The following is a 26287-nucleotide window of genomic DNA, read 5'->3' as shown; positions in this document are numbered from 1 at the left end:
ACAATTGGAGCGCTCTGTCCTGTGGGAGCAGTCTCACTCCCACAATTGGAACGCGCGTTCCTGTGGGAGCGGGCTTGCTCGCGAAGCTTTCAGGCTTTTAGAACTTGGTCTGCACCGCCAACTCAAAGGTGCGCGGTGTACCCAGATAGTAAGCCGGCGACACATGCGCAAACTCGGCATACACCTCGTTGGTCAGGTTGCGCACTCGGCCGGTGACGGTGGTGTGCGAGTCGACCTTGTAGCTGAGGAAGCTGCCGAACAGCGTGTACGACGGCACGGTCATGGTGTTCGCCGTGTCCGCATACACCGACGCCACATACCGCGCATCGACCCCACCTTGCCATTGCGGCGAAAAATCGTAAGTCAGCCATAGATTGCCGACCCGATCCGGGACGTTGGTCGGTGTATTGCCCTTGCGTGAAACCACCGCACCGGCGGCGTTCTTTTCGGTGAAGTCATCGTACTGCGCATCGACCCAGGCGAAGTTGCCTTCGGCCAACAGCTTGTCGGTAATCCGCAGGGAACTGGCGATCTCGATGCCCTTTGAGGTTTGCTGCCCTACCGGGATGCTGCTGGTCGGGTCCAGCGGATCAGTCACAGCGAAGTCCTTGCGCTCGATGGTGTAGGCGGCAACTGTCGCCGAGCCACGGCCATCCAGGTAGTCGAACTTGCTGCCGATTTCCCATTGCTTGCCGGTCGACACGTCGAAGTCCTGCGTGCCATTCGGTTGCTCGGCGGCGGTGCTGTATTGCACGTAGATGTTGGCGGATGGAATGAACTGGTAGGTCAGGCCGACGCGTCCGGTGACCGGCTCCCAACTGCGTTTGAGGTGCTTGGGATTGGCGGCCGTCACCGTGCGATGGTTGGTCACGTCGAGGTCGATGTCGTCGTAACGCAGGCCGGTGAGCAACGTCAGTTTGTCGGTCAGTGCCAGGCGGTTTTCCACGAACAGCGCCTTGGTGGTGACCTCGTTGGTCTTGTCGCTGATCAGTGTCGGGTTGGTGCCGGGAATATCATAGAAATGCCCCGGACGGTAGTTGTTCGGATCGACCGTGCTTGCGCCTTTGATATTCAGCGGCGAGTTGGTGGTCTGGTTGACCTTGTACTCGAAACCACCGGACCAAGTGGTGTCGAGGCCGAACAGGGTGTTGTCGTGGCGCAGCTCGAACTGGTTGCCGTTCTGCTCACCCTGATGCCGCACTTGATAGGCGGTGGAGCGGTTCACTGCGGTGTTGTCGGCGTTGTACTGGTAGGTCTCGAGGTTGCGGTAATCGCGTTGGCTGTCGAGGTGATACAGCGTGTTGCGCAGGGTGGTGCTGTCGTTGATCCGGTAGTCGATGATCGAGCGCACCCAGATCGTGCGCTGTTCGTAGCGCCCGTCCTCGACGTTGTAGTTGTTGAAGCGGTTGTGTTTGTCGATTTTCAACTCGCCGGCTTTGGGGTTGAGCACCGGCGTGCCCCAGTACGGGCTGTCTTCGTGTTCGTCCTGATATTCCAGGGCCAGGGTGTGCGACAGATCCGGCGTGAGGTCGCTGAGCAACGAGAACGCCACGCTCCAGGCATCGCGCTCCTGACGGTCGATGTAGCCGTTGCTGGTGTTGTGGCTGACATCGAGCCGCGCGTAGTGCTGCACGTCGGCGCTCGGGTCGGTCAGCGCGTGGTTGAGGCCGAACGCGGTTTCGGTGGTGTCGTAGCTGCCGTAGCTGACGCGACCTTCGGCGGCTTGTTCGTCGCGGGTCGCCAGTTTGGTCACGTAGTTCAACGAGCCGCCGACCGAGCCGGCGCCGTTGATCAGCGACGACGGGCCGCCCACCAGTTCGACTCGATCATAGATCCATGAATCCACCGGTCGGGCGAGGCCCCCGGAGACGTTGATGCCATTGAACATCTGGGTGATCTGGCTGCTGGTGAAACCGCGATAGGAGACGAATCCGCCAAAGCCCGGTGGTGCGCTGGCATTGACCCCGGGCAGGGTGTTGGCGGCGTCCTGAAAGTTCTGCGCGCCGTGGCGTTCGATGTCGTTGCGGTTGGCGACGGCCACCGAGGCCGGCGTGTCGCGCACGCTCAAGCCGAGGTGCGAAGCCATACCGCTGGATTGGTCGAGGTTCAGGCCCGGTTCGCTGGTGGATTCGCCGTCGATGGTGATCGGCGCCAAATCCACGGTGGATTGCGCCCAGGCGTTAAGGGACAGGCAGCCGCACAGGCTCGCCAGCAGAGGAATATGTTTCATCGTTGAATCCTGAATGCTTGTCTAGGAATCAGCGCACAGGCGAACGCCGCGCGTTGGCGCAGTGGGCTGAAAAATCAAAAAGGCAAAGACACTCAGGCGAGCGGCGGGGCACGAGGATTGGCCGAAGGCCAGGTGAAGCGGGCAGGGAGGTCGGCGCTGACGATGGGCGCCAGCGGCGGGCTGTGTTGCTCGGGCAGCACCGCGAGGGTCAGGCTGGAGTTGAACGCCGGGCCCATGCCGCCGCCGACCGAGCACAGCGGGCAGCCAAACGCCTTGGACAGGGTCGGCAATTGTTCTTCGCCGGGATTGCTGGTCAGTGGCGCTTGGGTGGCCGGGTCGACCGTACAGAACTGGCCGCCGATGCCGTTGAGCTGCATCCCGACCATTTGCCCGTGACCGATGCTGCAGGCGAACACGTTGAACAGGACGCAGCAATAAAGCATCCAGGCCAGCAGTGAGCGATCGGAACGGGTGAATTTCATGGGGCGGCACTTTACCGTACCGCTGATCGGTCGTGCACTTCAAAAAATGCCGACTAGGATGTTTTGTTCAAATCCCTCGAAAGGATTCTCGACCATGACCTTTGTGTTGGCTCAATGGCTGGTGACGATATTTGCGGCAATCAGCCTGGTACACGTGTATTGGGCGCTGGGTGGGCAGTGGGCGGCGGTGGCGGCGGTACCGCAAGTGCCGGTGCGAGGGCTGGTGGCGACGGTGCGACCGGCCTTCAAACCGTCTGGCTGGATCACGCTGTTGGTGGCGGCAGCGTTATTGGTGATCGCCGCGCTGGTGTGCATGCGGGTCGGTTGGGGCATGCCGCCGGTGCATCACAAAGCGTTGCAATGGGTGATCAGTGCGATTGCGTTATTGATGTTCGCCCGGGCGATCGGCGATTCGAATCTGGTGGGGTTTTTCAAGGAAGTGAAGGGGTCGCGGTTTGCGCGGCTGGATACCTGGGTGTATTCGCCGCTGTGTCTGGTGTTGGGGGCGGGGTTGTTGGCGGTGGCTTGGGTCTGAGGTTTGAGGTGATCCGGAGATTGCTATCGCGAGCAGGCTCACTCCTACATTTGGAATGCGTTCCCCTGTGGGAGCGGGCTTGCCCGCGAAGAGGCCAGACCAGGCAGCGTAAAAGTTGAAGTTAACTACCGCTCTCGGTCCTGCGACTGCTCACCTCAGCCGGCACATCATCCCCGGCCATGCGCTTGCGGAACAACGCCGCCCGCGCCAGCAGCAGGGTGGTCACCGGCACGGTGATCGCCAACAGAATCGGAATCAGCCAGGCATGCATCACCGGCCCGGACTTGAGTGCCGAAAAACAGATGATCGACGCCAGTGCCACACACCATGCGCCCAGCGTCGAGGCCAGCGCCGGCGGGTGCATGCGCTGGAAGTAATCCTTCATGCGCAGCAATCCGGTCGCGCCAATCAGTGCAAACACCCCGCTGAGCACCAGCAGGATCGCCACCGGAATCTCCACCCACAATGACAATTCAGCATTCATTCGATCACCTCGCCACGCAGCAGGAATTTCGCCAGCGCAAACGAGCCGACGAAGCCGAACAGCGCGATCAGCAGCGCCGCCTCGAAATAAGTGTCACTGGAATAACGAATGCCCAGGGTCAGCATCATCAGCATGGCGACGATGTACAGGTAATCCAGCGCGAGTACCCGATCCTGTGCCGACGGCCCCTTGAACAGGCGAATCAAGGTCAGGACCATTGCCAGCGAGAACAGGAACAGCGTCAGCAGAATCGCGTTCGACAGCAGCGGGCTCATTCGAAAATCTCCATCAACGGCTGCTCGTAGGCAGTCTTGAAGTGGTGGATGAAGTGCGCCTCGTCATCCAGATCCCAGACATGCAGCAGCAGAATGCTGCGATCCAGCGCCAGCTCCGACCACACGGTGCCGGGCACCACGGTGCAGATCATCGCCAGCGCCGCCAGACCGTTGGCATCGCGCAGGTCCAGCGGGACTTTGACGAAGCCTGAGCGCGGCGGGCGGCGACCGGCGTTGAGCACGCCCCAGGCGACGATCAGGTTGGAGAGGATCACGTCACGGCCGACCATCAGGAACAGGCGCAAAATCGTCAGCGGGCGGCGGATGCGCACCTGTTTCGGACGCAGCTTGCGCATCATCAATGGTGCGGCGAACCCGAGGATTGCGCCGAGCAGCAGGTTGCCCGGGCTGACAGACAGGTTCAGCGTCAGCCACAAAACCCACAACGCCAGTGACAGTAATGGAGCCGGAAACACGCGCTTCATGGCTGCACCTCCAGCATCGCCGCTTTGGCTTCAGGGCTGGGAACGGCGCGGGTGCCGAGCACCGCCATTACGTATTGCTGCGGGTTGTTCAGCGCGTCGGCGGTGGCCTGGGTGTAACGCAGCAGCGGTTCGGCCTTGAAGGTCAGCGCGATGCTCAGCCCCAGCAACAGGAAGATCGGTGCGCATTCAAGCTTGCGCAGCAGCGGCGAAGGGCGCTCCTCGGGCGTCCAGAAACGCTGGATGCCCATGCGCGCGAATGCCATCAATGAGGCCAGTCCGGACAGGATCAGCAGCGCCAGCAACGCCCAGGCTGCGTTCGAGATCGGTGCCTCGCCGCCCAGCCCCAGCGGATTGAGCAGCGCACCGATCAGGTTGAGCTTGCCGATGAACCCGGACAGCGGCGGCATGCCGATGATCAGCAGCGCGCAGGCAATGAAACTCAGGCCGAGAAACGCCATGGTCCACGGGATGACCTGACCGACCACGGCTTTCTGCTCGTCATCGAGGTTGATGCCTTTGGGCGGTTGCAGGGATTCCTGCGGACGCGGCAGCAACTCGCTTTCGTCCTCCAGCGGGATTTCGTTGGCCGAACGCGAACGCTCGATCAACTCCGCCAGCAGGAACAGCGCACTCAGTGCCAGGGTCGAGCTGACCAGATAGAACAGCGCCGCGCCGATCAGGTTTGGCTGGGCGAAACCCACCGCCGACAACAGAATCCCCGCCGACACCAGAATGCTCAGGCTGGCCATGCGCTCCAGACGCTGTGCAGCCAGAATCGCCAGCGCCGCGCAGGCGATGGTCGCCATGCCGCCGTAGATGAGCCAGTCGCCACCGAAGAAGGCCGAGGCTCCGGCCTGACTGGAAAACAGCAGCGTCCACAGGCGCAGCAGGGTGTAGACGCCGACCTTGGTCATGATCGCGAACATCGCCGCCACCGGCGCGCTGGCCGAGGAGTAGGCCGGCACCAGCCAGAAGTTCAGCGGCCACATGCCGGCCTTGGCCAGGAATGCCACCGCAAGAATCCCCGCGCCGGCGTGCAGCAACCCACGGTCGGCTTCCGGAACCAGCGGAATTTTCAGCGCCAGATCGGCCATGTTCAGCGTACCGGTGACGCCATAGATCAGCGCCGCGCCAATCAGGAACAGCGACGAGGCCAGCAGGTTGATCGAGATGTAATGCAGCCCCGACGACACCCGCGCCCGACCCGAACCGTGCAGCAACAGGCCATACGAGGCGGCGAGCAGCACCTCGAAGAACACGAACAGGTTGAACAGGTCGGCGGTGAGGAAGGCGCCATACAGGCCCATCAGCTGAATCTGGAACAACGCGTGGAAGCTCGATCCCGCGCCGTCCCAGCGCGCCATGGCGAACAGCAGGGCGCTGACGCCGATGATCCCGGTCAACACCAGCATCAAGGCCGAGAGGCGATCAACCACCAGCACGATGCCGAACGGCGCCTGCCAGTTGCCCGGCAGATACACGCCGATGGAACCGGGCACGCCGGTGGTTTGCGTCCACTGCAGCAGCATCACCGAAATGAACAGGCCGACGAGGCTGGAGAACAGGTTGATTTTCGCCTTCAGCGGCCGATGCTTCTCGCCGAGCATCAACATGATGGCGGCGGTCAGCAGCGGCAGCAGGATCGGTGCGGCGATCAGGTGAGTCATCGCCATCATTCCTTGGGCTCCCGGCCGTCGACGTGGTCGGTGCCGGTCAGGCCCCGCGACGCCAGCAGCACCACCAGAAACAGCGCGGTCATGGCGAAGCTGATGACGATCGCGGTCAGCACCAGTGCCTGCGGCAGCGGATCGGTGTAGTGCAGCAGGTCCTGGGTCACGCCGTCCTTGATCACCGGCTCTTTACCGATGAACAGGCTGCCCATGCTGAAGATGAACAGGTTGACCGCGTAGGACAGCAGGCACAGGCCCATGACCACCTGAAACGTCCGTGGTCGCAACACCAGCCAGACCCCGGAGGCGGCGAGCACGCCGATGGCGATTGCGATGACTTCTTCCATCAGACGGCTCCTTTGCTGGCGACGGACTTGGGCAGCGACGCGGTCTTGTGACCCCGCACCGATTGGTGGGCGAGGGCGGTGAGGATCAGCAGCGTCGAGCCCACGACCACGGCGTACACGCCGATATCGAAGAACAGCGCGCTGGCGATATGGATCTCGCCCAGCAGCGGCAAGGCGAAATGCCAGGTGTGGGTGGTCAGGAACGGATAACCAACCGCCATCGCCCCGAGACCGGTGGCGGTGGCGAACAGCAGCCCGGTGCCCATCCAGCGCAGCGGTCGCAGGCTCATTTGCGCCTCGACCCACTGCGTGCCGGCGACCATGTATTGCAGGATGAACGCCACCGACATCACCAGTCCGGCGACGAAACCGCCGCCCGGCTGGTTGTGACCGCGCATGAACAGGTAGCACGACACCACCAGCGCAATCGGCAGCAACAGGCGCACCAGCACCGCCGGCACCATCATGAAGCCGAGCGCGGTGTCGCTGGCGCTGCGCGGGTTGACCAGATCGGTGACCACGTCCGGCGCGAGCAGGCGTTGCTGGGCCGGCAGTTGCAGGCTTTCTTTCGGCGGGCGGAAGCGTCGCAGCAGGGCGAACACGGTCAGCGCCACGGCCACCAGCACGGTGATTTCACCGAGGGTGTCGAAGCCGCGGAAGTCCACCAGCATCACGTTGACCACGTTGCTGCCACCACCCTCGGGCATGGCGCGACTGAGGTAGAACGAGGAAATGTCGTTGGGCGTTTGCCGCGTCAGCATCGCGTAGGACAGCAGCGCCATGCCGGCGCCGACGGCAATCGACAGCAGCAAGTCGCGCAAGCGGCGCACGCGGGCCTTGCGCAGGCTCGACGGCAGTGGCGAGACTTCTTCGATGCGTCGCGGCAGCCAGCGCAGACCGAGCAGGATCAGCACCGTGGTCACCACTTCCACCGCCAGTTGCGTCAGGGCCAGATCCGGCGCCGAGAACCAGACGAAGGTCACGCAGGTCATCAACCCGCAGACGCTGACCATGGTCAGGGCGGCGAGACGGTGATACTTGGCCTGCCATGCGGCGCCGAGCGCGCAGGCGATTGCCAGCAGCCACAGGGTGACGAACACGATCGAACCCGGAATCTTCGGCCGGTCGCCCCAGCTCAGGCTGCTGTGCAACATCGGGATCAGGCCGGCGAGCACTGCCGCCAAGACCATCAGGAACAGTTGCATTTGCAGGCGGCGGGTGCCGAGTCGGCGTTCGACCCGACGGGCCATGCGCATCATCAGCACCAGGCTGCGCTCGAACAGGCGCTTGCCGTTGAAGCGGCCCACCAGTGGCGGGTATTTGAAGCGGCCACGCTTGAGCTGATTGCGCAGCAGCAGATAGACCACGATGCCGCCGGACATGGCGATCAGACTCATGATCATCGGCGCGTTCAGCCCGTGCCAGATCGCCAGGCTGTATTCCGGCAAGGTCCCGCCCACCACCGGCAGCGCGGCGGCTGCGAGCAGCGGGCCGACCACTTGGGCCGGGAAGATCCCGACGACCAGACAGGTGAACACCAGCAGCTCGACCGGCGCACGCATCCAGCGCGGCGGTTCGTGCGGGGTGTGTGGCAGATCGGTAGCGGTCGGGCCGAAGAACACGTCGACGGTAAAACGCAGCGAGTAGGCGACGCTGAATGTACCGGCGATGGTCGCGACAATCGGCAACGCTGCTTCGACCCACGCGGTGGCGTTGATGAACACGGTTTCGGCGAAGAACATTTCTTTCGACAGGAAGCCGTTGAGCAACGGCACGCCAGCCATCGACGCACTGGCGACCATGGCCAATGTGGCGGTGAACGGAATCAGTTTGATCAGGCCGCTGAGTTTGCGGATGTCACGGGTGCCGCTTTCGTGGTCGATGATCCCGGCGGCCATGAACAGCGAAGCCTTGAAGGTCGCGTGGTTGAGAATGTGGAACACCGCGGCAACGGCTGCCAGCGGACTGTTCAGGCCCAACAAAAGAGTAATCAGTCCGAGGTGGCTGATGGTCGAGTAGGCCAGCAGACCCTTGAGATCGTTCTGGAACATCGCGCAGTAGGCGCCGAGCAACAACGTACACGCACCGGCGCCGCTGACGATGTAGAACCATTCTTCACTGCCGGACAGCGACGGCCACAGGCGCGCAAGCAGGAACACCCCGGCCTTGACCATGGTCGCCGAGTGCAGATAAGCCGAAACCGGGGTGGGCGCCGCCATTGCGTGCGGCAGCCAGAAATGGAAGGGGAACTGCGCGCTTTTGCTGAGGGCGCCGATAAGGATGAGGGGAAGCAGGATAGGGTAGAGGGCATGTGCGCGAATCTGATCGCCGGCGGCCAGGACCTTGTCCAGGTCATAGCTGCCAACGACATGGCCGAGGATCATGACCCCCGCCAGCAGGCATAGTCCCCCGGCACCGGTGACCATCAGCGCCATATAAGCGCCACGCCGGGCATCCGAGCGGTGGTGCCAGTAGCCGATCAACAGGAACGAGAAGAGGCTGGTCAGCTCCCAGAAGAACACGATCTGGATCAGGTTGCCGGAGATCACCAGCCCGAGCATGGCGCCCATGAACGCCAGGAAAAAGGCGAAGAAGCGCGGCACCGGGTCGTCCGGCGACATGTAATAACGCGCATATAAAGAGACCAGAGCGCCGATGCCCAGCACCAGCAACGAGAACAACCAGGCGAAGCCGTCCATGCGCAGGACGAAATTCAAACCGAGGCTGGGCAGCCACATGAATTCTTCGCGGATCACCCCGCCGTGGGCGATTTGCGGGTACAACAGCGCGACCTGCACGGTGCCGATCAAAGCGACCAGACCTGCCAACAGGGATTCGGTATTACGCGCGTTGTGTGGCAGCACCGCTGCCAGACAGCTGCCAATGAATGGCAGAAGCAGTAGAACTATCAGGGACATAGGCTTCTAATCTGCGGAAGTTTGTGAAGCATCATACGTGCCAGCTCCCTGATTACCAAACGCCAGGATGTCTCAGAATCCTACAAAGTAGTCTGAAAAATTTGGTTTGGCATTGTTTCAGGGGGAGGGATGTTGTGACGGATGGCCCTTTCGCGAGCAAGCCCGCTCCCACATTTGAAATACATTTCAAGGTGGGAGCGGGCTTGCTCGCGAAGGCGATGGGTCAGGCACTAAAGATATTGCGGATTAACCTTGGGTCTCCCGCTCCAGCTCAGCGTCTTCTTCGACAACCTTACCCTTGGTTTTCAACTCACTGACAATCACCGCCGCCACAATCAACCCTGCACCCACCAAGGCAATCGCCGGCAAGCGCTCCCCGGCAAGCCGCCCGACGATCCCGGCCCACACCGGTTCACCGGCGTAGATCAAGGTCGCCCGGGTCGGCGAAACGCTTTTCTGCGCCCAGTTCATCGCCACCTGAATTGCCGCACTCGCCGCGCCGAGACCCAGTGCGGTCACCAGCAAGGTCCAGGAAAAATCCGGAAGCGTTTCACCGGTCGGCACCACCAGCAGAAACGACAGCACCGAGGTCGCCGCCAGCTGCACCACGGTCACCCGGCGTACATCGACTTGACCGGCATAGGTGCTGATCAAAATGATCTCGGCGGCGATCGCGATGGCGCTGATCAGGGTGGCGATTTCGCCGGGGCTGAAGTTCAGCGCAGCCCCGGACGGCCCGGACAACAACATCAAACCGGTAAACGCCAGCATGATGCCGATGCTTGGCATCAACCCCGGACGACGGCCCAGCACCAGCCATTGCAGCAACGGCACGAAGGGCACGTACAGCGCGGTGATGAATGCCGACTGACTGCTCGGGATCGTTTGCAGACCAACCGTCTGCAAGCCGTAACCGAGCATGATCGCCACGCCGATGAACGATCCGGCCTTGAGCTCGAACAGGGTCAGTTCACGCAAGTGGCGCCAGGAGAACAGCGCAACAATGGCGGCCGCAGCGGCAAAGCGCAGGCCGACAAAGAACATCGGCCCACTGACGGTCATGGCGTGTTGCACCAGCAGAAACGTACCGCCCCAGACCATGGTGATCAGCACCAGCACGCACTCGGCCTTGCTGAAACGGGAGAAGCGAAGAGGCGTGGGGGAGCTGTTCACTGACGTCATGTCCTTGCGCACTATAAAAGGCAGGACGCACAATGCGCCCAACGTTGCGCAGTATACTGCCCAACCCCACCGAGTGAGCAATATAGTGCACAAAGATTCCAGCCAACGGGCGTCCGTCCTGCAACACGTCAGTCACAACGTCCGGCGCCTGCGCCACGCTGCCGACATGAGCCAGACCGCGCTGGCGGAAAAGTCCGGCGTCAGTCGGCGCATGCTGGTGGCGATCGAGGCCGGGGAAAAGAATGTCAGCCTGACCACTCTCGATCGCGTTGCCGAAGCGCTCGACGTGGCCTTCAGCGACCTGATCCAGGCCCCAGACGCACGCGATACCAGCCGCATCAACGAGGTGGCGTGGGCCGGGGTGATTCCCGGGAGCAAAGCGGTACTGCTATCCAAGGCCACCGCCACCCGTGAAGTCGAACAGTGGGAATGGTGTCTGCAACCGGGCGAGGTCTATCCGTCGCAACCCGACGCCGATGGCTGGAGCGAGCAGATTTATGTGTTCGAAGGTTGCCTGACGCTAACGGTGGGTGGTGTGACCAATACCATTGCGAGCGGCGAGTTTTTCATGTTTGCCAGCAACCAGCCCCATGGCTATCGCAATGACGGGCCGGTGGCGGTGCGCTTTGTGCGCAATGTGGTGATTTGAATGAGTCAGAACGCAGACATCCTGATCATCGGCGGTGGCCTCAGCGGCACGATGCTGGCCGTGCAATTGCTGCGACTGCCCGGCCATCGTCGGATCCTGATCATCGAACCGCGCGCCGAACTCGGTCGCGGTGAAGCTTACAGCGCCGTTGAACTGGGCCACACGCTCAACGGCAATGCGGCGCGCATGAGTGTCGACCCCGATAACCCCGATGACCTGACTCAATGGCTGACCGCGCACATCGCTGCCGGTGGCTGGCCGGAATCTGCCGAGCAGAATGTGCCAATCAGTGAGCTGTTCCCTCCACGCGGGCTGTTTGGCGTTTATGTGCAGCAGCGTCTGGCCGAGGCGCGCGTCGTTGGTGCGCAGCATGGTTCGACCGTCGAGCACGTTCGCGCTGAAGTCGTCGATCTGCAAACTGATGCGGATTCGGTGCAAATGAGCTTGAGCAATGGGCAGACTCTGCGCGGCGCCTATGCCGTGCTCGCCACGGGCATGTTCCCCGCCGCACGCACGCCGCAGAAAGAGTCCAGCGGCCTGAATGCCGCAGCGCTTGATCCGTGGGATGTCGCCGCCATGCGTCAGCTCGATCCGCAGTCAACCGTGCTGATCATCGGTTCCGGCCTGACCATGGTCGATGCAGTGGTTTCGCTGGAGCAGGCCGGGCATCGCGGGCCGATCGAAGTGTTTTCCCGTCACGGACTGTTACCCCATGTGCGGCGCCAACCGCCGGCGTGGGTGGATTTTCTTGCCGAAGATCAGAGCATTCGCAAACCTCGACAGTTGTTGCGCGAGCTGCGCAGGCATTGCCGCGAGGCGATCGCTCAGGGCATCGATTGGCAGGCGCCGCTGGACACGGTGCGGGCCCATATCGGACGGCTGTGGAGTCAGGCGACTGACGTGCAGCGTCGACAATTCGTACGCCATGTGCGGCCGTGGTGGGAAAGCCATCATCATCGTTCGCCGCCGCTGAGTGCCCAATTGGTCGAGCGGTTGCAGGGCGAAGGGCGGTTGCGGATTCAGGCAGCGTCGTTCAAAGGGTTAGAGCCTTGCGCGGAGGGCGGCGTGAGCATTCGCATTCGTCGCCGTGGTGATGCTGAAACCTGCTTAATTCATGGCGCAGCGCTGATTAATTCCAGCGGCATTGAATATGACTGGCGTCGGGTCGCGCGGCCATTGCCGCAGCAGTTGTTGGCGCGCGGACTGGTGCGGTCGGGGCCGTTGGCGTTGGGGATCGCGGCTGCGATTGATGGTGCGGTGCTGAACGAACACGGGCAGGTAGCGAACCGGCTGTTCGCCATGGGCCCTCCGTTGCGAGGGATGTGGTGGGAGAGTACGGCGGTGACGGATGTGGCGTCACAGGCGAAGGCGTTGGCTCTGAGGCTGGTGCGGTGAAGTCGAGGTTGCCGTTGGTCGGAATAAAGGCCCCGCCTGTAATTTCTGACAGTTGTGGACCTCCGGCGGCAGGGTCCTAATGGCTACGCAGCGATACCTTCGCGTGCTCAACCTGTTTTTAGAGGAATAAAGAAATGGCTAAGAATCTTGAACAACTTGTAATCAAAGAAGCTGTAGGCGGCATCGTAAAAATGACCGATGTCCCTGAGGGTGCTACTGCACAGATCCCGCCGGGTTTTTTGGCGGAGAGTGATCACATTCCATTTTTCGTTCAGGTTATTTTAGATGGCACGTGGATCGGTGAAAGATTTTCCGGTACCACTCCTTATTCGGAGACTATCGAGATAAAAGTACCTCGCGAAGACTTGCTAGAACATGCAGGCCCGCAGGGCGCTAAGTTTGCCTATGTGGTGAATTTGGGCGGAAATGAAGTGGACGCACCTTTTACGGAGTACAAAATTATTCATTAGGTTAGAGGTCTGTCGGGAAAATCCATTGGCATCCGGCGTTTAGGGCGCCGCATGTCAATGGAAGTCTTGCTTTGATCGCTGGCAAGACAGCTCCCAAGGTTTTGGGTGTGCCTGAACGTGTGTTACGCCACCACCCTATAGCACGGCACATACGCCGCGCCGCCCGGCAGTTTCATCCGGTGCTGGGCGACGAAGGCTTTGAGCAGCGCGTCGAGCGGTTGCATGATCGCCGCGTCACCACGGATCTGGTACGGCCCGTGCTCTTCGATCAAGCGGATGCCCTTGTCCTTGACGTTGCCGGCGACAATCCCGGAGAACGCGCGGCGCAGGTTGGCGGCCAGTTCGTGGGGCGGCTGGTCGCGGTGCAGCTTGAGGTTGGCCATGTTCTCGTGGGTCGGATCGAACGGGCGCTGGAAGCTTTCGTCGATCTTCAGCAGCCAGTTGAAGTGGAACGCGTCGTTGCGCTCGCGGCGGAACTGCTTAACCGCTTTGAGGCCGGCAGTCATCTGCCGGGCGACTTCGGCCGGGTCGTCGATGATGATCTCGTAGTGCTGCTTCGCCGCATCGCCGAGGGTGGCGGTGACGAAGGCATCGAGTTGTTCCAGGTACGGCGCGGCATGTTTCGGCCCGGTCAGGATCACCGGGAACGGCAGGCCGGCGTTGTCCGGGTGCATCAGGATGCCCAGCAGGTACAGGAACTCTTCGGCGGTGCCTGCGCCGCCCGGGAAGATGATGATGCCGTGGCCAACACGCACGAACGCTTCCAGACGTTTTTCGATGTCCGGCAGGATCACCAGCTCATTGACGATCGGGTTCGGCGCCTCGGCGGCGATGATCCCCGGCTCGGTCAGGCCGAGGTAGCGCCCGCCATGGATGCGCTGCTTGGCGTGGGCGATGGTCGCGCCCTTCATCGGGCCTTTCATCACGCCGGGGCCGCAACCGGTGCAGATGTCGAGGCTGCGCAAGCCCAGTTCGTGGCCGACTTTCTTGGTGTATTTGTATTCTTCGGTGTTGATCGAGTGGCCGCCCCAGCACACGACGATTTTCGGCTCCACACCCGGACGCAGGGTGCGCGCGTTGCGCAGCAGGTGGAACACGTAGTCGCTGATGCCTTGCGAGGTGCTGAGGTCGATGCGTTGGCTGTCGAGTTCGTTTTCGGTGTAGACGATGTCACGCAGGGCGCTGAACAGCATCTCGCGGGTGCTGGCGATCATTTCGCCGTCGACGAACGCGTCGGCCGGGGCGTTCAGCAGTTCGAGGCGCACGCCGCGATCCTGCTGGTGAATGCGGATTTCGAAGTCCTTGTAGGCTTCGAGGATGGTCTTGGCGTTGTCGACATGCGCGCCGGTATTGAGGATGGCCAGGGCGCACTGGCGGAAGAGGGTGTAGGTGCTGCCGGATCCGGCTTCGCTCAGTTGCTGAACTTCACGTTGAGAAAGAGTTTCCAGGCTGCCTTTCGGGCTGACCGAGGCATTGATTACGTGTCGTTGGGTCATGCAATGATCCTTAAAACGATGTCATCCCTGAACCAGGCGGATGGCATCCGAATAGTGTGTATCCATGAATGAAGATGGCACGATCTGCGCTGTACCGCCATGTCCCCGTTGGACGCTGAAAAGATGAAAAGGGCCCCCAGCATAGCTAAATCCCCGAGAGAGGCGATAATGCGCAGCGAGTTTTTTCCGTTGCCCTTTTATCGCTCAAGGAAGTCATGCCTGATGTTCGAGATCCAGCCGATGGACCCAGCAACGTTTCGCCAGCAGACGCGCCGCAGCACGTTGATCATTGCCGTGCTGTTCCTGGTGCTGGCGATGGTGCTTTCGACGGCGGCGGTGGCGCTGTTCGGCGAGCCTGGCGGGGATAACCTGCGGTTCAATGTCGGCGGGGTGTTCGTCGCGTTTCTGCTGACGGCGGCGCTGCTGCGCGGGCAGTTCTGGCAGCAGCCGTGGATGGCACCGGCGGTCTACAGCTGGCGGCTCAAACGCAGTCTGATGAGCGTGACCAACGTGATGCATCAGGTGACCGCAGCGGTGGAACAGAATGATCCGACCGCGATGAAGGTCTTGCGCTTCTATCATCTGGGACTGACCCAGATGCACGAACTGGACGGTAACTCCAGCGATCACGCGCAATTGCACCGGGAAGTCGAAGCGCACAAGGAGCGGATGCAGGCACTGGGTCTGGAGATCGACCAGAAGCGCCTGGATCCAGCCTGGCTGCAAACCTTGAAACCCGCCGCGCGTTAAAACGGAATACGGCTGGCGCGGCGCAGTTTCCACGCACGGGCCAGACGCCCGTAGACCAGCAGGTTGATCACCAGCACCACGCTGCCCAGCGCCAACTGGATCTGTGGCGTCAGACCTGCGGGGTAGATGATCGGCCAGATGTAGTGCTCGATGAAGCCGCCGGCGTATTCGGTCTGCCCGGCGGCGTGGCGCATCAGGTTTTCCCAGTAGGTCAACGGACAGGTCAGGTGCAACACCTCGACCGCCACGCCCCATGCAGCCGCCGGCAGATGCAGCCACATCAGGCGTGGCCACTTGAGCACCAGCAGCCCGCCGAACAGCACAAACAGAATGAATGACAGATGGAACAGCACCAGCCCGTCGGCTGCGATTCGGTACAGCATGTCGTCTCCCTGACGTGGTTGTGAAGGCCTCCATGGTACGCCGACAGCGGACTCGGGACGCGGCGATTTAGCGCAAGTGCGCAAGATTGTTCAAGCCACGAAGGGGCACTTGCTGGCAGAGTCTGCGACCGTTTCCTCGGTTGAAGAGCGTTATGTCTGACTCACTTATGCCGCGCCGTGCGTTTCTTCGCGGCGCTGCGGCGATCATGCCGTTATCACTGGCGACGGCGCCGTGGGGGCTGCTGGCCGGCTCCATGGCGATCGAAGCCAATCTCACGCCGTTACAGGGGCAGGGCCTGTCGAGCATCGTGTTTGCAGGGGCCGCGCAACTGGTGGCGATCGGTATGCTCAAGGGGGGTGCCGGGATTTTCTCGATCCTGCTGACCACGCTGCTGCTGACCTCGCAGCATTTGTTGTACGGGATGAGCATGCGCTCAGTGATTTCGCCGCTGCCCGGGCGCTGGCGCATCGGCCTGGGCTTTTTGCTCACCGATGAGCTGTTCGCCCTGACCAGCCAGCATGACCGCCAGCAGTTCAATCGCTGGTACGCATTGGGCGTCGGTCTGACGTTCTATATCGCTTGGAACCTGTTCACCCTGGCCGGCATCGTCTTGGGCAGCAGCATTCCGGGGCTTGAGCACTTAGGGCTGGATTTCTCGATTGCCGCCACTTTCATCGCATTGATCACCCCGGTGGTGCGTAACGTGCCGACCGTGGTGTGTGTGGCGGTGTCTTTGTTCTGCTCGGTGTTGTTCAGCTATTGGCAGTGGGGCTCGGCACTGGTGTTGTCGGGCCTGGCCGGGATGACCGCAGGATTTGTCTGCAACAAGTTGTATCGGGGGCGCGCATGATGGTCTGGGCAGTGATTTTCGGCATGGGGATTCTGGTGTTCCTCAACCGTTACGTGTTTCTCGAACCGCGCCTGCCGCTGCGTTTGAGCAGCAACGCACGGCAGTTTCTCGGGTTTGCCGTACCGGGCATGTTGACCGCGATCTGCGGGCCGATCGTGTTCATGCCGGACAAACAGCTGAATCTGCAGTGGGATAATCCGTATTTGCTGAGTTCGCTCGTAGCGATCGGGCTGGTGCTGTACACCCGCAATACCTTGCTCAGCATGCTTTTGAGCATGGGGTTTTTCTTTTTGCTGCGCTGGTGGTTGTAAGTTGCCGGGAAAAAACTGTTCTAAGCTGGTTGGATGACTATTTTCGACAAGGCGAGGTGCACATGACGACCGAGCAAAAGCGTCCCGATGAAGACGAAGAAGTAGACGAGCCCAGCGAAGAAGAAATCGAGCGTGAGAAACGCAAGGAACAGACGTGGAAGCACGACGATGGCAAGGAACTCACCGGGCCTGACGTGAAACTCTGAGAGCCATCTGCAAGAAGCCCCGCAATAGCGGGGCTGCTTTTTTTCAGAGGTCTTCCAGGTGCGGGAAGTCCGGGTGTGAAGCCCGATAGCCCAGGGTCTTGTCGAGCCACGCATTGAGCTCGTTGACCATCACCGGTGGGTGCCCGGGATAGCTCTGGAGGGTCGTGCGCAAGACGCGTTCGATGTCCGGCACCGAACGCAGGTTTCGGGTCTTGATGTAGTGGCCGATAAAACAGTCGAGTTGAAAGCGTTCTGTCATGGACAGATAAATACACTCCAGGCCGTTGGCCTGTTTGATTGCAAAATCGTCGCGCAACTTAGTTCTCTGCAAGGCTTGTTAAAGTTGTAGGGGATTCCTGGTTTTGCTGACTCTTTGGTCAACTGGTATGCCAAACGGAAATGCGGCGCGCATGCTATCCGTAGTGCATGTAAATGTATGTATGACGGTTGAAATGTCAGACAGGCGGTTAGTTCGCTCAAACGACTGTTTTTCTCGGGCTGTCTCAACAATGAAACACCAGCTGTAAAGATCTTGCGTCAACTACAAGGTAGACGCGTGAGAACGTGGATCTTTAAGCCACTTCTTCAATCAGCCCTGCACCCTGATTGCGTGAATTGCCGACTGCCTTGCCGACTTTGTGCCAGGCGAAGGCATCACTGGGTTCGCCTTCAAACAGGAGCATCTGTTCGGCGCGTTCAACAGGCGTGGCGCTGTCGAGCCACTCGGCAGCCATGTCAGCGCGAAAGACCACGGGTCTTCGATCATGAATATCGAGCAGGCCGCCGACGCTGTCGGCGGTGATGATCACAAAACCATCGTCGTCCCGGCCATCGCTGCCGGGTGTCGGAAATTGTCCGATGGCCGCACAGAAAACCGGCCCTTGATCGGCACGACGGATCAGCCACGGCTGTCGGGTTTTGTCCGGGCCGTCGACCCATTCGAACCAGTTGTCGACCGGCACGATCAACCGATGACGCCAGATCGCCCGGAAGAACGGCCCATGGGCGACTTTCTCCACGCGCGCGTTGATTGGCGCCGCGCGGTCCTTGGCCCAGTGCGGGCGCCAGCCCCAGCGCAGGTTGTCGGCATACAGGCGTTGATCATGTTGATGGAGCACCGCGAGTGACGTGGTCGGCGCCGCGTTGTATCGCTCCAGCGCAGCGTCGCCGACGTGATTGATCAGCGCATCGGGAATGCTCAGCACCGCGACAAAGTCGTGAATGCCGCGGTACTGCGAGAGTCTTCCGCACATGCGCCGAATCTCTGGATGGACGCTTTCAGCATAGTTGGCTCTGGCCAATCAATCCTGCGCCTCCTGACCGGTGAAGGTGTCGCGCCAGATCAGCCAGCGGCGTTCCAGCACCGCGAGCAAACCGTCGCTGAGTTTGCCGAGCAAGGCGAGCACGATAATCGCCGCCAGCACGATGTCCGGGCGCGAGGTTTCGCGGCCGTCGCTGAGCAGATAACCGAGGCCCTTGGTCGCAGCGATCAGCTCGGCGGCCACCAGAAACATCCACGCCAGACTCATGCCGCTGCGCAGTCCGGTGAACAGGCCGGGCAGAGCGGCGGGCAGCAGAATCCGCCGCACCAGTTGCCAGCGGCTGAAGCCATAGATGCGCCCGACCTCGACCAGTTTGCGATCGATGTTGCGAATCGCCGCGACCACGTTGACGTACACCGGAAAAAACGCGCCGATGGCGATCAGCACGATCTTCGAGGTTTCATCGATGCCGAGCCACAGCAGCAACAGCGGCACCCAGGCCAGACTCGGAATCGAACGCAGCGCGGCGAATGTCGGTTCCAGATACGCTTCGGCCTCACGACTGAGCCCGACCCACGCGGCGAACACCAGCGCCAGGCTGGCGCCAATTGCAAAACCGAGCAACACCCGCAACAGGCTGGCGCTGATGTGTTTCCACAGGGCGCCTTCGGCGAGGTCGGTGAGGGTCAGGGCGATCTCGCTCGGAGCAGGCATTTGATAGGACGGCAGCCAGCCGAGGCGCACGATGAACTCCAGGGCGACCACGATCAGCAGCGGCAGAGCCAGACCTTTCAGGCGCCGGCGCCATGTCGTGTTGAGAGATGAAGGACGCGGCCGCGACAAGCTGCGAGGCGGCGCGGGCAGTTCGTTACTGCGAGTGCTCATACGTGGGCTCCGCTCACAGCGAATCCGCGTCGGGCGCGGATGGGCTGTGAGTCTGGTCGGTTACTGGCGGGCGACGGCTTGCTGCACACCACTGTCGAGCAACTGATCGATGACTTGATCGACATTCACTCCACGCCGCACCAGTTCCTCGGAGACCAGAATCGGTGCTGCGGCTTTCGACGCTTGCACATCGTTGGCGGTCAGTTGTGGACTGCTCAGGTCGGTGCGCGACAACTGCAGTTTGGCCACGTCCAGCGGCAGACCGGATTCCTTGGCAAGCAGGGCAGCGAACTCGTCGGGATTTTTCAGCGCCCATTCGCGCGCCTGCTCGTAGGCTTTGATCACGGTATCGATGGTTTGCGGATGTTCCCTGGCGTACTGCTCGGTGACGCTGACCACGCCGTAGCTGTTGAATGCCGGGTTGCGATACAGCAGACGTGAACCGGCCTGCACCTGGCTGGCGGCCATGTGCGGATCGAGTCCGGCCCAGGCGTCGACATCGCCTTTTTCCAGCGCGGTGCGGCCGTCCGGATGTTGCAGGTGCACCAGTTCCACGTCGTCTTTCTTCAGCCCGGCCTGTTGCAGGCTGCGCAGGGTGAACAGGTACGGGTCGGTGCCTTTGGTGGCGGCGATTTTCTTGCCCTTGAGGTCGGCGAGGCTCTGGTACGGCGAATCCTTGCGCACTACCAGCGCGGTCCATTCGGCACGGCTGTAAACGTATACCGACTTGATCGGGCTGCCGTTGGCCCGGCTCAGCACTGCAGCGAGGCTGGCGCTGGAGGCGAAATCGACGCCACCGCTGTTCAGGTATTCCAGCGAACGGTTACTGCCCTGGCTCAGCACCCAACTGATTTTGGACTGTGGCAGGGCCTTTTCGAGAAAACCGAAATGTTTGAGCACCAGACTCACGGGTGAGTAGTAAGCGTAATCCAGATGGACTTCCGCAGGCGGCGCTTCGGCGGCTTCGGCCAGCGGTTGCAGGCTCAATGCCATGGCGCTGGCGACCAGCAGCGTTTTGAGGCGGGTAAACGGTAAGAACGATGTCATGGGGCGCTCCGGCAAAGGCACTGGTTGTTATGTCCAAAAATATATTTTTATCGGCTGCGTCCTGCATGAATGGAATATTGCAGGCTCTGTGCCATGTGCGTTTCGACCCATGTTTACGGGGTTTTCCCCGGTTTTAGCGCCTTTCAACTGTTGCATGGGAAACATTGTGGCAAGGCACTGTTGCGCAGCGGACAGTGAGCATTCCGAGCGCTGAGCTTATGCCTTAATCGAATTTAAAATCGGTTTATCAACAGCGTTATGGTCTATGCAAAATCTCGTCGCAGGACCTCCCCATGAAGCTCTCTCGTTTGCTCCGCAGCACACTGATGACCGCATTATTCACCGCACCGCTTGCCCACGCCGCCGAGCCGTTGGTCCTGCACGTCGGAGACCAGAATTACTACAACATCCGCGCTTCGGTCGAAGCCTCCGGCGTGTTGAAAGACGCGCCTTACAGCGTCGACTGGAAGCACTTCCAGGCCGCCGCGCCACTGGCCGAGGCGTTGCAGACCGGCTCGCTGGATCTGGGATTTCTTGGCGATTCGGGTTTTCTGTTTCTCGCCGCCAAACAGGCGCCGGTGAAACTGATCGGTGTGTCGCGGCAGAACCCGGACACTATCGCCTTGCTGGTGCCGAAAGATTCGCCGGTGAAAACCATCGCTGATCTGAAGGGCAAGAAAGTCGCCTACTGGCCCGGCGCCTGGAGCCAGCAGCTGACCTTGCGCGCCCTGGAGCAGGGCGGTCTGCCGGAAAATTACGTCGACTTCGTCAAGTTGATGCCGATTGATGCGGCAGCGGCATTGCCACAGGGCAGCATCGACGCGTTCCCGGTGTGGGAACCGTACATCTCCCAGCAAATCGTGTTCTCCGGTGCGCGGCCGATTCTCACCGCGAAAAACCTGATGCCGGGACTCAGCGCGATTGCCGCGTCGGCGCCGTCGATCGACAGCAAGCGTGCCGCGATTGCCGATTTTCTCGGGCGTTTGAAACAGGCGCGGGCCTGGGTCGACAGCCACACTGACGAATACGCGGACCTGTGGGCGAAGAAAGCCAATCTCGATCAGCAGGTTTCACGGCACTGGTTGCGTCAGGCGCACATGACTGTCGGGCCGGTGGATCAGCAGGCGGCGGTCGACCTGCAAGGCACCGCGGACTTCCTGTTCAAGGTCAAGGCACTGCCGGCGCCGCTGGCCACCGCCGGGGTCATCGATACCTCGTTTCAACAGGCTCTGGCTAACTGAGCGAGCGCCGGAACCAAAGCCTGTGTACCCTATCCAAATCTGGCTCGCGAAGCCGGGCGCAGGGATGGATCAGGGCGAGGGAGTTTTGCCAGTCGACAACAGGGCCGCAACGGCCAGGCGCAAGGCAAAACATGAAATACGCGTTCAATCTTCTCTGTGCAGCGGCCATCGCGCTTGGGCTGGCCGGCTGCATTGCCGCGCCGATCGAAATGACCGCGCAAACCGAAACCCGGCTCAATGCCCAGGCCCCGGTGCGTTTTCTGCTGACCTTCGATGATGGCCCCAGCGCCTCGAGTTTCTGGAACCCTTCGGCGACCGTGCTCGATAGCCTCAAGGTCAACCCGGTGCAACCGGACATCAAAGCGGTGTTCTTCGTCCAGACCCGCGCGCCTCGCGCCGGTAACAGTGACATTGGTCGCGGCATCATGCGGCGCGAGCACGCCGAAGGGCACATCCTCGGATTCCACACCGCCACCCATTGGCACACCAATCATCGCTCGCTCGATCCGCAAGAACTGGAGCAGTCGTTGCGCAACGGCACGGCGGATATCGCCGCGATCACCGGAGCAGCACCGATCCTGCTGCGCCCGCCATTCTGGAATTACGACAAGCGCACCTTCGCCGCGTATCAGCAGCATGGCTTGCACGTGTTGTTGACCGATTTGAGCGCCAATGACGGCAAGATCTGGGGCTTCAACGCCAGTCCCCGACGTCGGGCGAATATGCTGCGCCAGCTATCGGAAGTCCGCGAGCGCATTGCCCTCGGCGAATTTCCGACCGTAGACGGGGTGATTCCGGTAGTGGTGACCTTTCATGACCTCAACCGCTACACCGCGCGGCATACCCGCGAATACCTGCAAATCCTGCTCGACAGCGCCGCCGCCACTGGCGTGAAACTGGCGGACAAACCGTTCTACGATGATCACGCGGCGCTGCAGAAAGCGGCGCTGGCGCGCACGGTTCAGCAGAGTTCGCAGCCGGTGCAGTTGCCGGGGATGTGGAACTGGATCTGGGATCATGACGCGCACTGAGGCTGGGCGAAAAATGTGATCGGGTTGGCACTTGCTTGGGCGGCAGATTATTGATCGCTCATCTATGCTGAATCGGTCGACCGACTCATCGCCTGCGAGGCGTGCGCCCATGTTAGCCATTGCCGACATCTGCCGGATTGTCGAATCCGGCTTTCCGTCGCTTGAATGCGAATGCACACAAGTGGAGCAGGGACTGTTGCGGATCAAGGTGTATGAGCCTGACTCCGGGCGAGTCGAGTTGTTGCTCAATGGCGTCTCACCGGAACACTTGGTGACGATCCGTGATATTTCCAATTTCATCGGCGAATTGCGTACGGAAATGAGCGCCGGGCGCCGGGCATTCGCCGGCTGATGCCTTACAAGCGCCGCTGAAACGCCTGCACGATGCGTAACGTCGCCTCGCTGGTGGGTAGATTCTGCACCGCGTCCAGCGGATGCCAGATGCATTCGGTGATCTCGTTTTGCGGGCGCAACTGCTCAAGATCGAGCACCGACGCCTCGTAGACATGATGCTGGGTGCTGCCGCTGTGCAGTTCCATCAGATACAACATCTGCTCGGCATCCAGTGCTGTTTCTTCCTGCAGCTCGCGCATCGCCGCCCCGGCTTTGGTTTCCCCAGGCTCGACCTTGCCGCCGGGCAATGTCCAGCGGCAGCGGGGTTTGCGCACCAGGAGAACGTGTCGATCCTGCTCGCAAATAACGGTGGCGCGTACTTTCATCTGTTACCTGTTTACTGCGTGTCACATAAATGAAATAAAACTGCAATATTCGAGCCGGGCCCGGATTCAAAGGTTCCCTCGGGGTTTTGAGTGTTTGGCCTGGCGGAAAGTGCCAGAGCCTTGGCGCATCGCGATGGCGACACCCGGTCGGCACAACAGCGGCATCCGGGTGTAAGTTAAAAAGGCAGAGCTGAATCCACCGTCGGCAAAAAGGAGGTACCCATGAGCATTCCGGTCTTGAACAAAATGCACATGAACGGCTACGACGTACTCAGCGTGAACAACGGCCCGTGGCGGGTTTGTACTCAAGGCGATCGGCTTGCGTCGTTCGATAGCAGAGAGGAGGCGCTGGCCTATGCCGCTGCGTTGCCGGGTTACAGAAAACGCTCGGTGCGAGCGCGAAGTCACACTGCAAATTGAAGCAAATGTAACGAAAGAGCCCCGGTGATTGCCGGGGCTTTTGTTGGGGGCAGGGGGTGGTATCAGTGGACTTTGGTCCGGCTGATGGAGCGCGTCTTCACTTCCCTGGCATACAGCTGCAGGCGTTCTTCATCACTTTGCAGCACCTCGCAGGACCTGAGTACCGCCTGGGCATCCGCTTCATTGCCGCTCTTGCGCAGCTGTTCGGCGATGCGTTTGAGGTCGACCGCCGACCATCTCAGATCCGATGCAACGGCTTGCAGGTCGCGCTGAAGTTCGTGTTCGTATTCATTGAGCCGCATGATCACCTCCGGAACATTCTCGGTAGAACAGAGTAGTCGCATTTTTCTTCGATGATGCGCAGCTCGTCTGCCACCGGGCTGCATGCATGTAAATATTTGTCCAAATGCCCTTGTAGCGGGGCGTCGGGATGGATGTACAACCGGTTACACGTTACATTCGCTTTTTTTCAGATCAGGGAAACACCATGCGGATATGGATCGGGAGTTTGGCGTTGGCATTGCTGGCGGGTTGCTCATTGCCAGCATCGCTGGTGCCGGGCGAGCCAAATCTCAGCAAAACCACCACCAAAGCGCCTAAAGACTATGCCGCGTGCTTGTTGCCGTTGTGGCAGCAGGACATTCCTAAGACCACGCAGACGTCCATTTCCAACGGCTACCGGATCAAGGCGCCGAGCCTCGTCACCGCCGACGAGATTCTCGACATCATCAAATACAAGGACGGCAGCCGCGTTTCCCTGTATCAGGGACCGCCATGGGCCAAGTCCGGGTCGTTGCGCAAATCGGTGCGTGACTGCCTGTAAAGCCCAGCCTCCGCAGCAAAAGCCAGCCCCACAAAAAGCAGAAACCGGATCAATGGTTTCTGCTTTTTTTTGCTTTGCGAAATGCGCTGTGACAGATCGGCACGAGGCGTATCCCCAGTGTGCGCTAGGCTTTTGAGTGCCGCCCGGTAACCGGAGGGACATGCCTTTCAAGGAGCCACGGATCATGGATGATCTGGTCAAAGAAGTTATTCCGTTGTTGCAGTATCTGATTCCCGGATTTGTTTCTACCTGGATTTTCTACACGCTCACTTCATTCAAACGGCCTGATACGTTTGGGCAGATTGTGCAGGCAATGACAAACTGCACAAATGGTTACGAAGTAAAAATGTAACGAATAAAAACTCATACCCCAGCGAGTGGTACAGCACCTTTGCCCGCCACAATCGCCTGGTAACGCTGCATTTGACGGATGAAAGGCGATTGTTCGGCTGGCCCGTCGAGTGGCCTTCCGGCCCGCTGGAGGGGCAGTTCATCATGCTGAATCCAGGCTGGCTGGGGGAGGATGGCGTGGCGTTGCCTTTTGGCGCCGAACTATTGGTGATAGATTCCTCGAAAGTCCAGTGGGTCGAATTCAGTTCTGTCGAAGAGGTTTCATCATGAGCGCAAAAGAGCCTACTCCCATGCCGCCCAGCGTCAGGCGCCTGTTTTATGGCCCGGATGGCAAGCTGCTGGCCAAGCCCCTCGTCAAGGGGCCGAGTGCGCCGCCACCGCTAAAGCGCCAGTACCGGGATTGACTGAACGCCGCTCATCGAGCGGCGTTTCGTTATGTTTTGCATTTGTGGGGGCTGCGGTCAGAGCGTATCCACCAACCAATCCCTGAACGCTTTCAGTGACGGTAACGCCTCATTACGCGGCGGATACACCAGGTAGTAGCTGCGCCGGCTGGTGATCGGCTCCCCCAGTTGCTGCAGCTCGCCGTTAAGCAATTCATCCTCCACCAGAATCCGTGGCACCAGCCCCACGCCAATATTCGCCCGGACGGCCTGAATCAGGTGCGAAGTCATTTCAAAGCTCGGCCCGATGCGCATGCTGCGGTGGGGCAAACCATGATGCGTGAACCATTCCGCCCAGGCCTGGGCATTGCTGCTGACATTGAGCAGTAGCTGCCCGGCGATGTGCTGTTCCGCATCATCGCGTTCGGCCAACGACAACTGCGCACTGGCAATCACCACCAGTTCTTCAGTGTGCAGGGGCAGGGCGCTCAGCCCCGGCCAATCCCCCGCACCGACACAGATCGCCGCATCGATTTCGCTGGTGTCGAAGTCGATCGCTTCGATGCGTGAATGCAAGTGCACGGTCATGCCGGGGTGTGCGGTGTAGAAGTCCTTGAGTCGCGGCAGCAGCCATTTCGAGCCGAAGGTCGGCAGCGTCGCCAGACGCAAACTGTGAATGCCGGAACCGAACGCCATGGCCTGCAACGTCGCGCTGCGAATCTGTCCGAGGGCTTCGGCCAGTTCGCGCTGATACATGCGCCCGACATCGGTGAGCACCACTTGCCGGCCTTCGCGGCTGAACAGGCGCATGCCGAGCATCTTTTCCAGAATCTGCACCTGACGGCTGACCGCGCTTTGCGTCAGCGACAGTTCATGGGCGGCGCGGGTGTAACTTTCATGGCGTGCGGCGGCCTCGAAGGCCAGCAATAACGACATTGAAGGGGTGAGGGTTCGCGGATTCATTCGTTTTAGTCATGGATTGCGGGTCGATTTTACGTTTGTCCCG

General features: G+C 60.8%; 31 protein-coding genes and 1 pseudogene. 14 read left to right on the top strand and 18 right to left on the bottom strand.

Annotation, left to right across the window (positions count from 1 at the left end; genetic code table 11):
- Nucleotides 1-97 precede the first annotated feature (97 nt).
- Both ACOYXG_RS15720 and ACOYXG_RS15715 read right to left on the bottom strand, forming a co-directional pair.
- On the bottom strand, nucleotides 98-2230 hold the full coding sequence (locus ACOYXG_RS15720) for a TonB-dependent receptor (RefSeq protein WP_460352693.1): 2133 nt from the start codon (nucleotides 2228-2230) through the stop codon (nucleotides 98-100).
- 92 nt (nucleotides 2231-2322) lie between these two features.
- Nucleotides 2323-2712, bottom strand: coding sequence for a DUF2946 domain-containing protein (locus ACOYXG_RS15715; RefSeq protein ID WP_097090306.1), 390 nt, complete (start codon nucleotides 2710-2712; stop codon nucleotides 2323-2325).
- Nucleotides 2713-2806: 94 nt separating this feature from the next.
- Here ACOYXG_RS15715 and ACOYXG_RS15710 point away from each other — a divergent pair, with 94 nt between their 5' ends.
- Complete coding sequence (locus ACOYXG_RS15710) at nucleotides 2807-3247, top strand: DUF3995 domain-containing protein (protein WP_460352691.1); 441 nt, start codon at nucleotides 2807-2809, stop codon at nucleotides 3245-3247.
- Nucleotides 3248-3368: 121 nt separating this feature from the next.
- Here ACOYXG_RS15710 and ACOYXG_RS15705 read toward each other — a convergent pair whose 3' ends face one another.
- The 7 genes from ACOYXG_RS15705 to ACOYXG_RS15675 form a co-directional block, all read right to left on the bottom strand.
- A complete protein-coding gene (locus ACOYXG_RS15705; protein ID WP_027612967.1) occupies nucleotides 3369-3731 on the bottom strand; it encodes a Na+/H+ antiporter subunit G in 363 nt (120 codons plus the stop codon).
- Nucleotides 3728-4006 carry a K+/H+ antiporter subunit F gene (locus ACOYXG_RS15700; RefSeq protein WP_003225959.1) on the bottom strand — a complete coding sequence of 93 codons (279 nt, stop codon included), beginning with the start codon at nucleotides 4004-4006 and terminating at the stop codon, nucleotides 3728-3730. Before ACOYXG_RS15700 ends, ACOYXG_RS15705 begins: the two co-directional genes overlap by 4 nt.
- Entirely contained in the window at nucleotides 4003-4491 is a 489-nt protein-coding gene (locus ACOYXG_RS15695) for a Na+/H+ antiporter subunit E (protein WP_115989518.1), read from the bottom strand. Before ACOYXG_RS15695 ends, ACOYXG_RS15700 begins: the two co-directional genes overlap by 4 nt.
- Entirely contained in the window at nucleotides 4488-6167 is a 1680-nt protein-coding gene (locus tag ACOYXG_RS15690) for a monovalent cation/H+ antiporter subunit D (protein WP_098964383.1), read from the bottom strand. Before ACOYXG_RS15690 ends, ACOYXG_RS15695 begins: the two co-directional genes overlap by 4 nt.
- A complete protein-coding gene (locus ACOYXG_RS15685; protein WP_003225953.1) occupies nucleotides 6164-6508 on the bottom strand; it encodes a Na+/H+ antiporter subunit C in 345 nt (114 codons plus the stop codon). The genes ACOYXG_RS15690 and ACOYXG_RS15685 overlap by 4 nt, the downstream gene beginning before the upstream one ends.
- A complete protein-coding gene (locus ACOYXG_RS15680) occupies nucleotides 6508-9426 on the bottom strand; it encodes a monovalent cation/H+ antiporter subunit A (RefSeq protein WP_095136487.1) in 2919 nt (972 codons plus the stop codon). Before ACOYXG_RS15680 ends, ACOYXG_RS15685 begins: the two co-directional genes overlap by 1 nt.
- Before the next feature lie 246 nt (nucleotides 9427-9672).
- Nucleotides 9673-10608 carry a DMT family transporter gene (locus ACOYXG_RS15675; RefSeq protein WP_336836999.1) on the bottom strand — a complete coding sequence of 312 codons (936 nt, stop codon included), beginning with the start codon at nucleotides 10606-10608 and terminating at the stop codon, nucleotides 9673-9675.
- Between the two features lie 85 nt (nucleotides 10609-10693).
- On the opposite strand from ACOYXG_RS15675, the gene ACOYXG_RS15670 reads away from it, so the two are divergent.
- The 3 genes from ACOYXG_RS15670 (at nucleotide 10694) to ACOYXG_RS15660 (ending at nucleotide 13122) form a co-directional block, all read left to right on the top strand.
- Complete coding sequence (locus ACOYXG_RS15670) at nucleotides 10694-11257, top strand: helix-turn-helix domain-containing protein (RefSeq protein ID WP_460352687.1); 564 nt, start codon at nucleotides 10694-10696, stop codon at nucleotides 11255-11257.
- The gene (locus ACOYXG_RS15665) at nucleotides 11258-12652 is read left to right on the top strand and encodes an FAD/NAD(P)-binding protein (protein ID WP_460352685.1); all 1395 of its coding nucleotides are present in this window, start codon (nucleotides 11258-11260) and stop codon (nucleotides 12650-12652) included.
- Nucleotides 12653-12786: 134 nt separating this feature from the next.
- Nucleotides 12787-13122 (top strand): hypothetical protein, encoded by a 336-nt coding sequence (locus ACOYXG_RS15660; RefSeq protein ID WP_096796386.1) that lies wholly within the window; start codon nucleotides 12787-12789, stop codon nucleotides 13120-13122.
- Between the two features lie 122 nt (nucleotides 13123-13244).
- On the opposite strand, the gene ppnN is transcribed toward ACOYXG_RS15660, so the two are convergent.
- Nucleotides 13245-14618, bottom strand: a complete 1374-nt coding sequence (gene ppnN / locus ACOYXG_RS15655; protein WP_027612974.1) for a nucleotide 5'-monophosphate nucleosidase PpnN — start codon at nucleotides 14616-14618, stop codon at nucleotides 13245-13247.
- A 222-nt stretch (nucleotides 14619-14840) separates the two neighbouring features.
- Here ppnN and ACOYXG_RS15650 point away from each other — a divergent pair, with 222 nt between their 5' ends.
- Nucleotides 14841-15368 carry a DUF3087 domain-containing protein gene (locus ACOYXG_RS15650; protein ID WP_247268944.1) on the top strand — a complete coding sequence of 176 codons (528 nt, stop codon included), beginning with the start codon at nucleotides 14841-14843 and terminating at the stop codon, nucleotides 15366-15368.
- On the opposite strand, the gene ACOYXG_RS15645 is transcribed toward ACOYXG_RS15650, so the two are convergent.
- Nucleotides 15365-15751 (bottom strand): DUF2784 domain-containing protein, encoded by a 387-nt coding sequence (locus tag ACOYXG_RS15645; protein WP_027612976.1) that lies wholly within the window; start codon nucleotides 15749-15751, stop codon nucleotides 15365-15367. The genes ACOYXG_RS15650 and ACOYXG_RS15645 overlap by 4 nt on opposite strands.
- Before the next feature lie 152 nt (nucleotides 15752-15903).
- On the opposite strand from ACOYXG_RS15645, the gene ACOYXG_RS15640 reads away from it, so the two are divergent.
- The 3 genes from ACOYXG_RS15640 to ACOYXG_RS15630 all read left to right on the top strand — a co-directional run bounded on the left by ACOYXG_RS15640 (nucleotide 15904) and on the right by ACOYXG_RS15630 (nucleotide 17119).
- Nucleotides 15904-16602, top strand: coding sequence for an AzlC family ABC transporter permease (locus tag ACOYXG_RS15640; protein WP_183780536.1), 699 nt, complete (start codon nucleotides 15904-15906; stop codon nucleotides 16600-16602).
- Complete coding sequence (locus tag ACOYXG_RS15635) at nucleotides 16602-16913, top strand: AzlD domain-containing protein (RefSeq protein WP_460358485.1); 312 nt, start codon at nucleotides 16602-16604, stop codon at nucleotides 16911-16913. The genes ACOYXG_RS15640 and ACOYXG_RS15635 overlap by 1 nt, the downstream gene beginning before the upstream one ends.
- 62 nt (nucleotides 16914-16975) lie before the next feature.
- The gene (locus tag ACOYXG_RS15630; protein ID WP_178085259.1) at nucleotides 16976-17119 is read left to right on the top strand and encodes a hypothetical protein; all 144 of its coding nucleotides are present in this window, start codon (nucleotides 16976-16978) and stop codon (nucleotides 17117-17119) included.
- 43 nt (nucleotides 17120-17162) lie between these two features.
- Here the strand turns inward: ACOYXG_RS15630 and ACOYXG_RS15625 are convergent, their stop codons facing one another.
- From ACOYXG_RS15625 to ACOYXG_RS15610, 4 genes are all read right to left on the bottom strand, one after another.
- Nucleotides 17163-17435 carry a hypothetical protein gene (locus tag ACOYXG_RS15625; protein ID WP_095136479.1) on the bottom strand — a complete coding sequence of 91 codons (273 nt, stop codon included), beginning with the start codon at nucleotides 17433-17435 and terminating at the stop codon, nucleotides 17163-17165.
- Between the two features lie 256 nt (nucleotides 17436-17691).
- Nucleotides 17692-18372 carry an SOS response-associated peptidase gene (locus ACOYXG_RS15620; RefSeq protein ID WP_097090315.1) on the bottom strand — a complete coding sequence of 227 codons (681 nt, stop codon included), beginning with the start codon at nucleotides 18370-18372 and terminating at the stop codon, nucleotides 17692-17694.
- A gap of 48 nt (nucleotides 18373-18420) precedes the next feature.
- Entirely contained in the window at nucleotides 18421-19266 is an 846-nt protein-coding gene (locus ACOYXG_RS15615) for an ABC transporter permease (protein WP_460352680.1), read from the bottom strand.
- A gap of 60 nt (nucleotides 19267-19326) precedes the next feature.
- Complete coding sequence (locus ACOYXG_RS15610; RefSeq protein ID WP_460352678.1) at nucleotides 19327-20313, bottom strand: aliphatic sulfonate ABC transporter substrate-binding protein; 987 nt, start codon at nucleotides 20311-20313, stop codon at nucleotides 19327-19329.
- Between the two features lie 293 nt (nucleotides 20314-20606).
- Here ACOYXG_RS15610 and ACOYXG_RS15605 point away from each other — a divergent pair, with 293 nt between their 5' ends.
- The 3 genes from ACOYXG_RS15605 to ACOYXG_RS15595 all read left to right on the top strand — a co-directional run bounded on the left by ACOYXG_RS15605 (nucleotide 20607) and on the right by ACOYXG_RS15595 (nucleotide 22937).
- A complete protein-coding gene (locus ACOYXG_RS15605; protein ID WP_460352676.1) occupies nucleotides 20607-21554 on the top strand; it encodes an ABC transporter substrate-binding protein in 948 nt (315 codons plus the stop codon).
- Nucleotides 21555-21685: 131 nt separating this feature from the next.
- A complete protein-coding gene (locus tag ACOYXG_RS15600) occupies nucleotides 21686-22585 on the top strand; it encodes a polysaccharide deacetylase family protein (protein ID WP_460352674.1) in 900 nt (299 codons plus the stop codon).
- A gap of 109 nt (nucleotides 22586-22694) precedes the next feature.
- Nucleotides 22695-22937: a DUF1652 domain-containing protein gene (locus ACOYXG_RS15595; protein ID WP_003225919.1), complete on the top strand. Its 243-nt coding sequence runs from the start codon at nucleotides 22695-22697 to the stop codon at nucleotides 22935-22937.
- A gap of 4 nt (nucleotides 22938-22941) precedes the next feature.
- Here ACOYXG_RS15595 and ACOYXG_RS15590 read toward each other — a convergent pair whose 3' ends face one another.
- The gene (locus ACOYXG_RS15590) at nucleotides 22942-23304 is read right to left on the bottom strand and encodes an NUDIX hydrolase (RefSeq protein ID WP_027612985.1); all 363 of its coding nucleotides are present in this window, start codon (nucleotides 23302-23304) and stop codon (nucleotides 22942-22944) included.
- A 222-nt stretch (nucleotides 23305-23526) separates the two neighbouring features.
- Between ACOYXG_RS15590 and ACOYXG_RS15585 the strand changes: the two genes are divergently transcribed.
- The gene (locus ACOYXG_RS15585) at nucleotides 23527-23724 is read left to right on the top strand and encodes a DUF2188 domain-containing protein (protein ID WP_460352671.1); all 198 of its coding nucleotides are present in this window, start codon (nucleotides 23527-23529) and stop codon (nucleotides 23722-23724) included.
- A gap of 62 nt (nucleotides 23725-23786) precedes the next feature.
- On the opposite strand, the gene ACOYXG_RS15580 is transcribed toward ACOYXG_RS15585, so the two are convergent.
- A complete protein-coding gene (locus ACOYXG_RS15580) occupies nucleotides 23787-24026 on the bottom strand; it encodes a hypothetical protein (protein WP_027612987.1) in 240 nt (79 codons plus the stop codon).
- 185 nt (nucleotides 24027-24211) lie between these two features.
- Between ACOYXG_RS15580 and ACOYXG_RS15575 the strand changes: the two genes are divergently transcribed.
- Nucleotides 24212-24547, top strand: a complete 336-nt coding sequence (locus ACOYXG_RS15575) for a hypothetical protein (RefSeq protein WP_003225912.1) — start codon at nucleotides 24212-24214, stop codon at nucleotides 24545-24547.
- Between the two features lie 184 nt (nucleotides 24548-24731).
- A pseudogene (locus ACOYXG_RS15570) lies at nucleotides 24732-25168 on the top strand (hypothetical protein).
- 191 nt (nucleotides 25169-25359) lie between these two features.
- Here the strand turns inward: ACOYXG_RS15570 and ACOYXG_RS15565 are convergent.
- On the bottom strand, nucleotides 25360-26244 hold the full coding sequence (locus ACOYXG_RS15565) for a LysR substrate-binding domain-containing protein (protein WP_460352668.1): 885 nt from the start codon (nucleotides 26242-26244) through the stop codon (nucleotides 25360-25362).
- Nucleotides 26245-26287: the final 43 nt, after the last annotated feature.

The organism is Pseudomonas sp. G3-39, assembly GCF_054790485.1.
This window is presented reverse-complemented; position numbering and strand designations above follow the sequence as displayed.